A 13,196-nucleotide genomic window follows, 5' to 3' on the forward strand; every position below is an offset into this window, starting at 1 on the left:
GCCGCGAAGCTCTTCGACCCGCGCGCGATCGACTCGCGCGCGGTCGCGACGATCGCGTCGCGGGTGGGGCCGGGACTGTTCAAAAGCCGGCCGCGCTCAAAGGTCGGCGGCGCTCATCCGCACGATGGGCTGCGTCGGCACGTGCGCGGCCATGCGGGCGAGCAGGTCGGGCATCGTGTCCGCGACGATCAGCAGCGCGCGGTGCTGCGGGCGCAGGAAGCCCACCTCCGCCATCTTGGCCCAGAAGGCGATCAGTCCGTCATAATAGCCCGCCGCGTTGAGCAGCCCGACCGGCAGCGCATGATAGCCCAGCTGCGCCCAACTCAGCGCCTCCCACAATTCGTCCATCGTGCCCGTGCCGCCGGGAATGGTGACGAAGCCGTCCGACAGATCGGTGAACAGCGCCTTGCGCTCGTGCATCCCGCCGACGACGTGGAGCTCGGTCAGGCCGCGATGCGCGACCTCGACGTCGACCAGCGCCTGCGGGATCACCCCCACCACCTCGCCGCCCGCCGCCAGCGCCGCGTCGGCGACCGCGCCCATCAGCCCCAGCCGCCCGCCGCCATAGACCACACCGATCCCGCGCTCGGCGAGCAGCCGCCCGACCTGGCGTGCGGTGTCGATATAAACGGGGTCGGCCGGCGTCGCCGACCCGCAATAGACCGCCAGACGCTTCAAACCCGCGCCTCCTCCAGCATCAGCCGCGCGGTCGCCTTGGCGCTGCCGACGACGCCGGGAATGCCTGCGCCCGGATGCGTGCCCGCCCCGACGAAATACAGGTTGGAGATGTTGTCGTCGCGGTTGTGGACGCGGAACCAGGCGCTCTGGGTCAGTGTCGGCTCCAGCGAGAAGGCGCTGCCCAGATGCGCGCCCAGATCCTGCGCGAAGTCCTTGGGGGTGTAGCTGAACTTGGTCACGATCCGCTCGTGGATGTCGGGGATCAGCCGGCGTCCGACCTCGTCCAGGATGCGCTTCTCCAGGATCGGCGCCACCTCGTCCCAGTCGCGCGGGAACTTGCCCATGTGCGGCACGGGGGCGAGCACGTAGAAGGTCGAATAGCCCTCGGGCGCCAGGCTCGGATCGGTGACGGTCGGGTGGTGGAGGTAGAGCGAGAAATCCTCGCCCACCACGCCGTGATTGTAGATGTCGTCGAGCAGCCCTTTGTAGCGCGGGCCGAACAGGATCATGTGGTGCGGGATGCCGGGCCAGCTGCCCTTGATCCCGAAATGGGTGACGAACAGCGACGGGCTGTACTTCTTACGCTCCAGCTTGGCGCGCGTCCGCTGCGCCGATCGCGAATCGGACAACAGGTCGCGGTAGCTGTGCATCACGTCGCCGTTCGACGCAATCGCATCGGCGTTGATCGCATAGCCGCCCCTGGTGACGACCCCGGTCGCGCGCTCCCCCAGCGTCTCGATCTTCACCACCGGGTCGTTCAGGCGGACCGTGCCGCCGATCCGCTCGAAATGCTTCACCATGCCCGCGATCAGCCGGTTGGTGCCGCCCTTGGCGAACCACACGCCGCCGTCGCGCTCCAGCTTGTGGATCAGCGCGTAGATGGCGCTGGTCGTCATCGGGTTGCCGCCGACCAGCAGCGTGTGGAAGCTCAGCGCCTCGCGCAGTTTCTCGTTCTTCACGAAGCTCGACACGATCGAATAGACCGATCGCCACGCCTGGTATTTCGCGAGCGCCGGCGCCGCCTTGCTCATCGACGCGAAGTCGAGGAACGCGACATGGCCCAGCTTCTCGTAACCCTCGCGGAACACCCCCGCCGAATATTCGAGGAACCGGTCGTAACCGGCATTGTCGTCGGGGTTCAGCTTGGCGATCTCGGCGCGCAGGACCCGGTCGTCGTTGGTATAGTCGAAATTCGTGCCGTCGGGCCAGTTGAGCCGGTAGAAGGGCGACACCGGCACCAGCTCGACATCCTCCGCCATGTCGCGCCCGGTCAGCGCCCACAGCTCCTGAAGGCAGGGCGGGTCGGTGATGACGGTGGGCCCGCCGTCGAAGGTGAAGCCGTCGCGCTCCCAATAATAAGCCCGCCCGCCGGGCTTGTCGCGCGCCTCGACGATCGTCGTCTTGACGCCCGCCGATTGCAGCCGGATCGCGAGCGCGAGCCCGCCGAAGCCGGAGCCGATCACGACCGCGGTCTTCATCGCCCCGCCGGTCGCGCGCATGGTGTTCACCGCCATCTCGTTCATCGGATACCTCGGATCGCGCCAAGGGCGCGACGTATGGGGACGGGGGGCTTGCCCATCAGGATTCGGGCCTTGTCGCCCATGGTCGACCGTCCCGCATAGAAGCGACCGATCAGCTTGGGATTGAGCCGGTAGAAATGCTCCAGCACCCGGTATCGCCCGTCGGGCTCCGCCGCGCGGAACAGCATGGCGTCGAGCATGCGGTAGAAGCGCCGCTCCTCCCAAGTCGTGCGCGCATGGTCGTGCGTCAACCGGTGGAGGTCGGCGCCGGTGAAATCGCTCAGCCCCGCGATCATCGTCGCGGTCCGCACCGCGTCGGGCAGCGAATAGCCGGTGGTCGGATGGAACAGTCCCGCGCGCATCCCCACCTTGGCGACCTTGGCCCCGCCCGACCGCCAATAGGCCTCGAAATCGCCGCCGATCGCGACGGGGAGCACGCCCTGTTCCTCGCGCACCGTCGCGCCGGTCCAGCCCTTGTCGGCGACGTGGCGGTCCAGCCGCTGCGACACCGCGCGGACGTTGAGCGTCGCCGAGTCGCTGTAATAGGTGTCCTCGACGAAGACGCGGTTCGCGCTGAACGGCATGACGTAGACGAAGTGATAGCCGTCGATCTGCTTGACGGTGGCGTCCATCACGATCGGGCGCTCGACCCCGTGCGGCGCGTCCGTGGCGATCTCGCGCCCCAGGAACTTCTGCCAGCCCAGCTCCAGCGTCTGGAGGTCGCCGACCCCGCGCGCGTCGATCACCCCCGTCGCCTCCAGCCGGTCCCCGTCGACGAACGCGACCGCGGTCGGCGACACGTTGCCGACCTTGCGTCCCAGCATCACGGCATGGGGCGGCAGGGCGGCGCGCACCACCTGGTCCAGCCGCGCGCTCTCGATCGAATAATAGGTCGCGGCGATGGTGCGGGCGTGCGCCGGAAAGGCGATGTCATATTCGCGCCACCCATGCACCACCAGCGGCGCGAGCAGCCAGCGATCCTCGTCCGCCACGTCCGTCCCGAAGAAGGACCAGAGATGATTGCCGCCGACGCTGTCCCCCGCGTCGATCAGCCGCACGTCGAGCGCGGGATGCCTGGCCTTCAGCGCCAGCGCGAGCAGCCCGCCCGCCAACCCCGCGCCGACGATCGCGACGTCGCACCTGTTGTCGTTGGAAGGATAGACCATCGGACAGCGACCTAGCCCAGCCTCGTGCCCAAGAGAAATGCTTTCCGCCGGGCCGGTGTCTCACGTTATCCGTGGCGGGATGACCGGACCGACCCTCGCCACCGCGCGCCTGACGCTCGCGCCACATGGCCCCGCCGACCTGGAGGAGGTCGCGGCGATGTGGGCCGACCCGCGCGTGACCGAGCATATCGGCGGGCGCCCACTGTCGCGCGAGGAGTGCTGGCGCACCATCCAGCGCTATGTCGGCCATTGGACGCTGTTCCCCTTCGGCTATCTGACGGTGCGCGAGACCGCGACGGGCCTGTTCCTGGGCGAGGTCGGGTGCATGGACTCGCGCCGCGACACCGCGCCCTCGTTCGAGGGGACGCCCGAGGCCGGCTGGGCCTTCGCCCCCGCCGCGCAGGGCCGCGGCTTCGCGCGCGAGGCGGTCGCGGCGCTGCTCGCCTGGGCGGACGCGCAGGGCATCGCGCGCACCGTCTGCCTCATCGACCACGCCAATGCGCCGTCGGTCCGGCTGGCGGAGGCGGTCGGCTTCCGCGCAGCCGGCGACGTGACCTATCGCGACGCGCCCACCCGGCTGTTCGAGCGGGTCGCGCCCGCATGACGCGCCGGTCCGGCCCGATCCGCCCCGCCTAGCCACCACCGCGCTAAAAGCGTATCCGCACCCGGTGCTCCTCGCGCTCTTCCTCGCCGCCGGATCGATGACGCTGATCGTCGGGGTGCGCTACTTGCTCGTGTCGGGCGGGTTCGCCTGGGCGACCGGGCGGCGGCACCGCGGCCTTTATGCGGGTCTCGACGCGCAGGTGCGGCGCGAGATCGGGTGGAGCCTGCTTTCCGCGGCTATCTATGGCGTGCCCGCCGGGATCGTCATGTGGGGCTGGCGCGAGCGAGGCTGGACGCGCATCTACACCGACATCGACGCCCGGCCGCTCTGGTGGCTGCCCGTGTCGGTGCTGCTGTTCCTCCTCGCGCACGACGCATGGTTCTACTGGACGCATCGCTGGATGCATCGGCCGGGACCGTTCAGGCTCGCCCATGCCGTCCACCATGCCAGCCGCCCGCCGACCGCCTGGGCCGCCATGGCCTTCCACCCGCTCGAGGCGCTGAGCGGCGCTGTGATAATTCCGCTACTCGTGTTCGTGATTCCGATCCACCTGGGTGCGCTCGGGGTGGTGCTGGGGGTGATGACGGTTATGGGTGTCACCAACCATATGGGGTGGGAGGTGTTTCCTGCGTGGATGTGGCGGGGGCGGCTGGGGGGCTGGCTCATCACCGCATCGCATCACCAGCGACACCATGAGCGCTACGGGTGCAATTATGGCCTTTATTTCCGTTTCTGGGACCGGCTCTGCGGCACCGATGGCGGTGTCGGCGATTTCGCCAAGGCCCATGCCCAGGCCGCTCGTCGTGGCCTTGCGGAAGATGGTGGCGGCGACGGGGGTCTTTCTGCTGCTGGGCGCGGCGACGCCGGTCGGGCGGCTTGAGGTCGATGTCGCCGGGCTGCGATCGGCCGATGGCGTGATCCGCGTCTGCCTGACCGCCGACCCCCAGGCCTTTCCCGCCTGCCATAACGACGTGCACGCGGCGCGGCGCAACGTGCCCGCGGGCAGCCCGCTGCTCGCCTTCGCCGCGCTGCCGCCGGGCGATTATGCCGCCGCCGTGATGCACGACGAGAACGGCAATCGCCGGCTCGACACGATCGCGGGCATCCCGCGCGAGGGGTTCGGCTTCTCGCGCAACCCGGTCGTGCGCTTCGGCCCGCCCCGCTTCGCCGCCGCGCGTTTCCAAGTCGCGGGTGAGGCGAACAGGCAACAGGTGCGCATGCGTTACATGTTCTGAACCCGTCGGTTCGGACCCGAAACGCTCTCGCCCGCGTTGCGAAGGGCAACTCATTTTCCCCGGAGCCTCGTGTATGCGCCTTCTCGTCCCCGCCGCTCTCGGCGCGTTGTTGCTGGCCCGGCCCGCGCTCGCACAGGATACCGGCCCGATCACCGCTCCGCCCGAGGCGCCCGCCGACGACGATCCCACGCGCGTGACGATCGGCCTCGGCGCGGTCAGCCTGCCCGATTATGACGGTGCCGACAGCAACGACTGGATCCCGGGCGCGGTCGTCGTGGGTCGCATCCACGGATACGACTTCTTCACGCGCGGCACCCAGCTCTACGTCGATCTGGTCCGCGACGCGCCCGGGCCCGGCACGGGGTTCGAGCTCGGGGTGATCGGCTCCGTCCGGCGCGAGCGGGTCGCCAATATCGACAACCCCCAGGTTCGCGCGCTCGGCAAATTCGATACCGCCTTCGAGGCGGGCGGGTTCGTCGGGGTGACGCGCACCGGCGTGGTCACCAGCGACTTCGACACGCTCACCGCGCGCATCGGGGTCGTCCAGGATGTCGGCGGCGTCCACCGGAGCTATGTCGTGACCCCGCAGCTCACCTATACCACGCCGCTTTCCACCACGACCCTGGTCTCGCTGGGCGTCGCCGCCGATTATGTCGGCAAGGGCTATAACCGCACCTATTACAGCGTCACGACCGCCCAGTCGCTCGCGAGCGGCCTGCGTGCCTATGACGCGAGCGAGAGCGGGTGGAGGCAGCTGAACCTGTCGCTGTTCGGCCTCCAAAGCCTGTCGGGCGACCTGCGCCGGGGATTGGGCGTGGGGGGCGGCATCCTTTATGGCCGGCTGCTCGGCCGCGCCAAGAACGCGCCGATCGTCCGCGATATCGGCGACAAGCACCAATGGTCCTTCGCCGCCGGGGTGAGCTACACCTTCTAGAGCCTGGTTCAGCAAAGCCGGGCCAGGTGCGGCACCGGCCCGCTCCCCACCCGGGGCCTCCGCAAACCATCACTTTGCGCGGATTGTCCCACCCGGCCACCCACGGAATATCTGGATTGGTAGCCGGGTAGCCGGGTGGGGGAGCGGGCCGGTGTCGCATCCACGTCAGTGGATCAAACCGTAAGGCGGTCACGCCGCGCTCATCGGTCCCGTGGCGATCACCGGGCCGGTCGGGGCTCCCGTCGGCGATCCGCCCGGCGGCTCGATCGAGACCGCCAGCACCACCGACGGCGTCAGCCGCCCGCGCCTGGTGGGCGCGACCGGCAGGCGGGCGGCGCCGTTCGCCAGCACGCCCAGCGACCGCGGCACGCCATCGGCGCCGATCGTCCACAGTTCGGCCACGCGCCCGGCGGGCAGGTCGATCGTCCCGGCCAGCGTCACCACCCCGGTCGCCCGGTCCACCAGCGCGGCCAGCGGCTTGGCGTCGTCGGTCGGCGTCAGCATCGCCACGAGCGGCGCGGGGGTGGCGAGCGGCGCGGTCGGACGCGGCGCGGAAACCCGCTCGGGCCGGAGCAGGATCACGGCCAGCAAGGCCGCCGCGGCCAGCATCGCCGCGCCCGCGACCGTCCGCCACAGGCGCACCGCGCGCGATCCGATGCCGGGCACGGTCGTGCCGTCCGCGCTCACACCCGATCCGGGCAGGGCGGCGACGATCCGCGTCTCCAGTGCCGCATCGGGCGCGACCGGCGCGCATTCCGCGAACAGGGCGGCGAAATGGTCGCGCCATGCCTCGACCGCGCGCGCGAAGTCGCGGTCGGCGAGCATCAGCCGGAGCGCCTCGCCGCGTTCCTCGCCGTCGAGCAGGCCCAGCGCGAGTTCGCCGGCCAGGATGCCCCGGTCCTCAGCGGTCATCGGCCAGGCAATCCTTGAGGCGGCCCAACCCGCGCCGGACCCAGCTCTTGACGGTGCCCACCGGCACGCCGCGCCGCGTCGCCAGTTCGGCATAGGTCAGCCCACCGAAAAAGGCGGTGCGGATCGTTTCGCGCTGCGTCTGGTCGAGCGCGTCGAGGCACAGGTGTAGGCGTTGCTCGCCCTCGTCGCGCAACAGCCCCGTCACCGCGTCGGGCGCCGGATCGGGGACGGCGTCGGCTTCCTCGCTGCTCGCGGAGAGGCGATGCGGATGCGCGCGGCGCCAGTCGATCGCCCGGTTACGCGCGATCGTCGCCAGCCAGGTGATCGGGCTTGCCCGTCCCGGCTCGAACGCGCCGGCCCGCCGCCAGATGATCAGATAGACTTCCTGCAACACGTCTTCGGCCGCCTCCCGCGAACCGCAGATACGCAGGCATATCCCGAAAAGCTTCGCGGAGGTCAGCCGGTATAGTCGCTGAAAGGCCTGCCGATCCTCGGTCCCCGTCGCGACGATCGCTTCGACAAGCGCCCCGCGGTCGATATCACGGCTGGCATTCGGAGCGGATAACGACATCGTCGAACCGGGTAACCGCAACGCGGAAAGGCCGCAAATAATTTCAGGCCCGCCGTTCCAGGTGCGGTTTATTTCAGCCCCGGTCTGGACGCACGCAACCTTTGGGTCGACACCCCGTACCTATGTGTGGAGGCACCGGCGCAAGTTCCGGGCCGCGACGCAAGCGTTTGTCTCGTTCAGGGAGGATTTTCATGCCGGACAGTGCCGAAATGATCGAGGCGTTCGACGCCCGCGCCAAGCGGCGTGACTTCTTCAAGACGGTGGTCGGCGCCGCTGTCGTCGGCGCGGGCGGTTTCGCTTTCGCCAATGCGGCTTCCGCCCAGGCGGTCACCGATGCCGACGTCCTGAACTTCGCGCTCAACCTCGAATATCTCGAGGCGCAATTCTACCTCTTCGCCGCGACCGGCGCGGGCCTGCCCGCGAACCAGCAGACGGGTACGGGGACGCAGGGCGGGGTCACCGGCGGTCGTCGGGTGATCTTCACCGACCCGATCGTCGCGCAATACGCCCAGGAGATCGCGGCGGACGAAGCGGCGCATGTCGCGTTCCTGCGTACCGCGCTGGGCACGGCCGCCGTCGCGCAGCCCGCGCTCAACATCGATGGTGGCCCCAACGGCGCCTTCACCGCGGCGGCGCGCGCTGCCGGCGTGGTGCCGGCGACCGGGGTGTTCGATCCCTATGCCAGCGACGAGGCCTTCCTGCTCGGCGCGTACATCTTCGAGGATGTGGGCGTGACCGCGTACAAGGGCGCGTCGCCGCTCATCACCAACAAGACGTTTCTCGAAGCGGCGGCAGGCATCCTCGCCGTCGAGGCCTATCACGCCGCGATCGTCCGCACGACGCTGTACGGCAAGGGTGTCGACACGCCTGCGCTACGTACCCAGGCCGACCAGATATCCAACGCGCGCGACAGCCTGGACGGAACGACCGATCTCGACCAGGGCATCTCGCCCGTCACGGTGGGCGGCCAGCTCCAGTCGAACATCGTGCCGCTCGACGGCAATGGCCTCGCCTTCAGCCGCACCACGGGGCAGGTGCTCAACATCGTCTACCTGAACCGCGCCGCCGTCACGATGGGCGGGTTCTTCCCGGCCGGCGTCAACGGCACGATCCGTACCAGCGCCGCGAACTGAGCCCCGCCCTTTCGCCTTCGGGCGGCCCCATTCGGAGATTCACGCCATGCAAGACATCGACAATCTGTCCAAGGTGATCGAGGCCAGCGATCAGCGCCGCTCGCATCGTCGCCAGTTCCTGCGCTACGCCGGCGCCGCCACCGCGACCGTCGGCGGCCTCACCCTGCTGTCCGCCTGTGGTGGCGACGACGATGACGACGTAGCCGTCGCCCCGACGCCCACGCCGACGGCCACCGCCGCGCCGATCGGCGATGCCGACATCCTCAACTTCGCGCTCCAGCTCGAATATCTGGAAGCGCAATTCTACTCCTATGCCGCGTTCGGCACCGGGCTCGCCGCTACCCTGCTCACCGGCACCGGCACGCAGGGCGCGGTGGTCACGGGCGGTACGGCCGGTCCGCGCCAGGTGACGTTCACCGACCCCGTGGTCGCGCAATATGCCCGCGAGATCGCGGCGGACGAGATCGCGCACGTCGCCTTTCTTCGGTCGGCGCTCGGCGCCGCGTCGGCCGCGCAGCCCGCGATCAACATCTCCGGCGATGCGACGGGCTCGTTCACCGCGGCGGCGCGCGCGGCGGGCGTCGTGCCGGCGACGGGAACCTTCGACCCTTATGCCGACGACAACAACTTCCTGCTCGGCGCCTATATCTTCGAGGATGTCGGGGTTACCGCCTATAAGGGCGCGGCCCCGCTGATCTCCAACAAGGTCATCCTGGAAGCGGCGGCGGGCATCCTGGCGGCGGAGGCCTATCATGCGGGCCTGATCCGCACGATCCTGTACCGCAAGGGGCTGGAAGCGCCGCAGCTCCGCACCATCGCGGGCCAGATCAGCGACGCCCGCGACAGCCTGGACGGCGCGAGCGACCTCGATCAGGGGATCACCGGCACCGCCACGGTGTCGAACATCGTCCCCGTCGACGGCAACGCGATCGCCTTCAGCCGCACCACGGGGCAGGTGCTCAACATCGTCTACCTGAACCGCGCCGCCGTCACGATGGGCGGGTTCTTCCCCGCCGGCGTCAACGGCACGATCCGGACCAGCGCCGCCAGCGGCTGATCGGATCCTCGCCGACCGACGAAAGGGCCGCTTCCCCCCGGAAGCGGCCCTTTTCCGTTGGCGTCCCCCGGGAAAGCGCCTACGCTCTACCCATCATCCCCGGGGGAGCGCTACCTGCGCGCTTGAGAATTGGGCAGCAGCCCATGACCCGCCGAACCTGATCCGGTTGACACCGGCGTAGGGAGGGAGAGGCGGCCCCCTTGTTCGTTCAGGGTCCCCACTCCCTCCGCATTGGAGAGAGCATATGGCCGACATCCCCGCCCGCACCGAAATCGGCGTCACGACGGGTCCCATCCGGGGCAGCCGCAAGGTCCATGTCGGCCCGCACCGCGTCGCCATGCGCGAGGTGATCCTCGACCCCTCCTGCTCCGAGCCCCCGCTTCGCGTATACGACCCGTCCGGCCCCTATACCGACCCCGCCGCCCATATCGACATCATGGCCGGCCTGCCCGAGCTCCGCCGCCCCTGGATCGAGGCGCGCGGCGATGTCGAGCCCTATACCGCCCGCGAGCTCCGCCCCGAGGATAACGGCCAGCTCGGCCCCGACCGCTCCGGCGGCGTCCAGCCTTTCCCCAACGTCACCAAGCGCCCCCTGCGCGCCCGCACCGGCGCGAACGTCAGCCAGATGCACTATGCCCGGCGGGGCATCATCACCCCCGAGATGGAATATGTCGCCGTCCGCGAGAATCTCGGCCGCGAGATGCTCAAGGATCACATCCGCGACGGCGAGAGCTTCGGCGCCGCCATCCCCGACCACGTCACCCCCGAATTCGTCCGCGACGAGGTGGCGCGCGGTCGCGCGATCATCCCGTCGAACATCAACCATCCCGAATCCGAACCCATGGCGATCGGCCGCAACTTCCTGGTCAAGATCAACGCCAATATCGGCAATTCGGCGGTCGCCTCCAACGTCGCGGCGGAGGTCGACAAGCTCGTCTGGTCGATCCGCTGGGGCGCCGACACCGTCATGGACCTGTCGACCGGCCGCAACATCCACGACACCCGCGAATGGATCATCCGCAACAGCCCTGTGCCGATCGGCACCGTTCCCATCTACCAGGCGCTGGAAAAGGTCGGCGGCATCGCCGAGGAGCTGACCTGGGAGATCTTCCGCGACACGCTGATCGAGCAGGCCGAACAGGGCGTCGATTACTTCACCATCCACGCCGGCGTCCGCCTGCCCTACGTCCCGCTCACCGCCAAGCGCGTGACCGGCATCGTCAGCCGCGGCGGCTCGATCATGGCCAAATGGTGCCTGAGCCACCACAAGGAGTCGTTCCTCTACGAGCGCTTCGACGAGATCACCGAGATCATGAAGGCGTATGACATCGCCTATTCGCTCGGCGACGGCCTGCGCCCGGGCTCCATCGCCGACGCCAATGATGAGGCGCAGTTCGCCGAGCTCTACACGTTGGGCGAGCTCACCCACCGCGCTTGGGCGCAGGATGTCCAGGTGATGATCGAAGGCCCCGGCCATGTGCCGATGCACAAGATCAAGGAGAATATGGAGAAACAGCTAGAGGTCTGCGGCGAGGCGCCCTTCTACACGCTCGGGCCGCTCACCACCGACATCGCGCCCGGTTACGACCACATCACCTCGGGCATCGGCGCGGCGATGATCGGCTGGTACGGCACCGCCATGCTCTGCTACGTGACGCCCAAGGAGCATCTGGGCCTACCCGACCGCGACGACGTCAAGGTCGGCGTGGTCACCTACAAGCTCGCCGCCCACGCCGCCGACCTCGCCAAAGGCCACCCCGCCGCCCGCCTGCGCGACGACGCGCTCAGCCGCGCCCGTTTCGAGTTCCGCTGGCGCGACCAGTTCAACCTCTCGCTCGACCCCGATACGGCCGAGAGCTACCACGACCAGACCCTGCCGGCGGAAGGCGCCAAGACCGCCCATTTCTGCTCGATGTGCGGCCCGAAATTCTGCTCGATGAAGATCACCCAGGAGGTGAGGGACTTCGCGGCCAAGCAGAATGCGGGCGTGGAGACCTTCATCGCGGCCCAAATTCCTCCCCGGAACGGGGAGGAAGACCGTTCGGCGCAGCCGAATGGTGGAGGGGGCGTCACCGAAGCTGACGCGGAAGCCGGCATGGCAGACATGAGCGAGCGGTTCCGAGAGAAGGGCGGGGAGGTTTACCTACCGGCGGCGGAGTAACGCGTTATTAGCTCAGTGCCCCCAACCGGGTGACTGCCCTACGCAAGCTTGCTGATCGCTCAACCGCTCGGTTGATGTTCCAGCTTGTGCTCACGTATTCGGAGAGCACGCGATTATAACCGAGTCCTTGTGAAGCGATCGCTCCCCGGCTGACAATTAGCTCGGACCGGACACTCCGTCCTGCGTTACGAGCTGCGTTGAGCAAGGCCTGCTTCGGATCAGGCAAAGCATCGGGTTCTGGCGGAAGGCTGGCCTCGCTAACCCCCATCAGCGCAGCCATGCCCTGCCGGTCGGCCAGCAACCACGCTTCAATTTCGCGAACCGGAACGCGGAATAGAAGCTTATCGGGGAGCCGCTGACCCCCGGCCCAGCTTGCGATCAAGCCAGGGGCACAGGGCTGGCGATCGAGATCGGCTAAGAGTAGAACATGCTCTCTCTGGGCCATCTGACAAAATTTGGATAAGCTGGATCGCAAGTATCCAAAACCACCCTTACGCAACCTTAAGCCGATCACCCCATTTGGAACGACCTCTCTCACCAGCTTGGTCGCGACGATCTCCGATATCTCGTCCTCCGTTGCCGTATTAACTACAATCATTCGAGGGCGAACGAGAGTTGCCGCGCCGAGGACGGCCGTGCGGCAGGCAGGATAACCTCAGCGACTGAAAAGCCATCCTTGATTGCAGCCGCCTCTCCCTCGTTCATTTCTCGAATTGTTGAGCCATTTTCACCCGGCTCAACCAACAGTACGCCACCTGCATCAATGCCGGGATTACTAAGTAGCGCGTCACTGTGACTGGTAATAAATATCTGGCGCCTGCGCTTACTCTGTCGCTGTATCCGATACATCATGGCCGGAATTTCTGCAACGATCGACGAATTAAGTGAGAGCTCTGGCTCTTCCATCAGCAGGAGAGACGAACTCTCAAGAAGAGACCATAATAATCCTAAAAGTCTTAATGTTCCATCAGAGAACTGCTCTTCCCTTTGCCAGCCAGCATTAGGTCGAAAATGTTTGAACCGTGCCTTAAGATGAGGCCGACCCGTAAACTCATCCTTCTCAAACTGTAGTTCTTCAAACTGTGGTACAGCTATCTGTAGTGCTTTCTGGATCTTAGTGAGGCGACTGGTACGGCTGCGCTCCTGAGCGCGAGCAATCCTTTCCAAGAAACCTTGCCCAAATGGATCATCCTCAAGGATTTGACCGCCGATTTGCTGACCATGC

The 13,196-nt window shown here is 67.7% G+C and carries 13 protein-coding genes and 1 riboswitch; of the genes, 7 read left to right on the forward strand and 6 right to left on the reverse strand.

The window, feature by feature from the left end:
- Positions 1-96 precede the first annotated feature (96 nt).
- From VF592_RS03150 to crtY, 3 genes are read right to left on the reverse strand one after another with little or no spacing between them, the layout of a single operon-like run.
- Positions 97-678, reverse strand: coding sequence for a TIGR00730 family Rossman fold protein (locus VF592_RS03150; protein ID WP_331004150.1), 582 nt, complete (start codon positions 676-678; stop codon positions 97-99).
- Positions 675-2,156, reverse strand: coding sequence for a phytoene desaturase (locus VF592_RS03155; RefSeq protein ID WP_331004161.1), 1,482 nt, complete (start codon positions 2,154-2,156; stop codon positions 675-677). Before VF592_RS03155 ends, VF592_RS03150 begins: the two co-directional genes overlap by 4 nt.
- Before the next feature lie 41 nt (positions 2,157-2,197).
- The gene (gene crtY, locus VF592_RS03160) at positions 2,198-3,364 is read right to left on the reverse strand and encodes a lycopene beta-cyclase CrtY (protein ID WP_331004151.1); all 1,167 of its coding nucleotides are present in this window, start codon (positions 3,362-3,364) and stop codon (positions 2,198-2,200) included.
- Positions 3,365-3,443: 79 nt separating this feature from the next.
- On the opposite strand from crtY, the gene VF592_RS03165 reads away from it, so the two are divergent.
- The 4 genes from VF592_RS03165 (at position 3,444) to VF592_RS03180 (ending at position 6,137) form a co-directional block, all read left to right on the forward strand.
- Positions 3,444-3,968, forward strand: coding sequence for a GNAT family N-acetyltransferase (locus VF592_RS03165; RefSeq protein WP_331004152.1), 525 nt, complete (start codon positions 3,444-3,446; stop codon positions 3,966-3,968).
- A gap of 97 nt (positions 3,969-4,065) precedes the next feature.
- Complete coding sequence (locus VF592_RS03170) at positions 4,066-4,848, forward strand: sterol desaturase family protein (RefSeq protein ID WP_414714144.1); 783 nt, start codon at positions 4,066-4,068, stop codon at positions 4,846-4,848.
- Positions 4,772-5,203: a DUF2141 domain-containing protein gene (locus VF592_RS03175; RefSeq protein WP_414714143.1), complete on the forward strand. Its 432-nt coding sequence runs from the start codon at positions 4,772-4,774 to the stop codon at positions 5,201-5,203. The genes VF592_RS03170 and VF592_RS03175 overlap by 77 nt, the downstream gene beginning before the upstream one ends.
- A 73-nt stretch (positions 5,204-5,276) precedes the next feature.
- Positions 5,277-6,137 carry a MipA/OmpV family protein gene (locus VF592_RS03180; RefSeq protein ID WP_331004154.1) on the forward strand — a complete coding sequence of 287 codons (861 nt, stop codon included), beginning with the start codon at positions 5,277-5,279 and terminating at the stop codon, positions 6,135-6,137.
- Positions 6,138-6,326: 189 nt separating this feature from the next.
- On the opposite strand, the gene VF592_RS03185 is transcribed toward VF592_RS03180, so the two are convergent.
- Positions 6,327-7,049 (reverse strand): anti-sigma factor, encoded by a 723-nt coding sequence (locus tag VF592_RS03185; RefSeq protein WP_331004155.1) that lies wholly within the window; start codon positions 7,047-7,049, stop codon positions 6,327-6,329.
- On the reverse strand, positions 7,039-7,620 hold the full coding sequence (locus VF592_RS03190; protein ID WP_331004156.1) for a sigma-70 family RNA polymerase sigma factor: 582 nt from the start codon (positions 7,618-7,620) through the stop codon (positions 7,039-7,041). The genes VF592_RS03185 and VF592_RS03190 overlap by 11 nt, the downstream gene beginning before the upstream one ends.
- A gap of 191 nt (positions 7,621-7,811) precedes the next feature.
- Here VF592_RS03190 and VF592_RS03195 point away from each other — a divergent pair, with 191 nt between their 5' ends.
- The 3 genes from VF592_RS03195 (at position 7,812) to thiC (ending at position 11,971) form a co-directional block, all read left to right on the forward strand.
- On the forward strand, positions 7,812-8,753 hold the full coding sequence (locus tag VF592_RS03195; RefSeq protein ID WP_331004157.1) for a ferritin-like domain-containing protein: 942 nt from the start codon (positions 7,812-7,814) through the stop codon (positions 8,751-8,753).
- A 46-nt stretch (positions 8,754-8,799) separates the two neighbouring features.
- A complete protein-coding gene (locus VF592_RS03200; protein ID WP_331004158.1) occupies positions 8,800-9,810 on the forward strand; it encodes a ferritin-like domain-containing protein in 1,011 nt (336 codons plus the stop codon).
- Positions 9,811-9,901: 91 nt separating this feature from the next.
- A riboswitch (TPP riboswitch) is annotated at positions 9,902-10,011 on the forward strand.
- Positions 10,012-10,054: 43 nt separating this feature from the next.
- Entirely contained in the window at positions 10,055-11,971 is a 1,917-nt protein-coding gene (gene thiC / locus VF592_RS03205; protein ID WP_331004159.1) for a phosphomethylpyrimidine synthase ThiC, read from the forward strand.
- 594 nt (positions 11,972-12,565) lie between these two features.
- Here thiC and VF592_RS03210 read toward each other — a convergent pair.
- On the reverse strand, positions 12,566-13,196 hold a 631-nt coding region (locus VF592_RS03210), incomplete at its 5' end, for an AAA family ATPase (RefSeq protein ID WP_331004160.1).

Origin of the sequence: Sphingomonas sp. (assembly GCF_036388435.1) — a bacterium.
In the GTDB taxonomy this organism is placed as follows: Bacteria; Pseudomonadota; Alphaproteobacteria; order Sphingomonadales; family Sphingomonadaceae; genus Sphingomonas.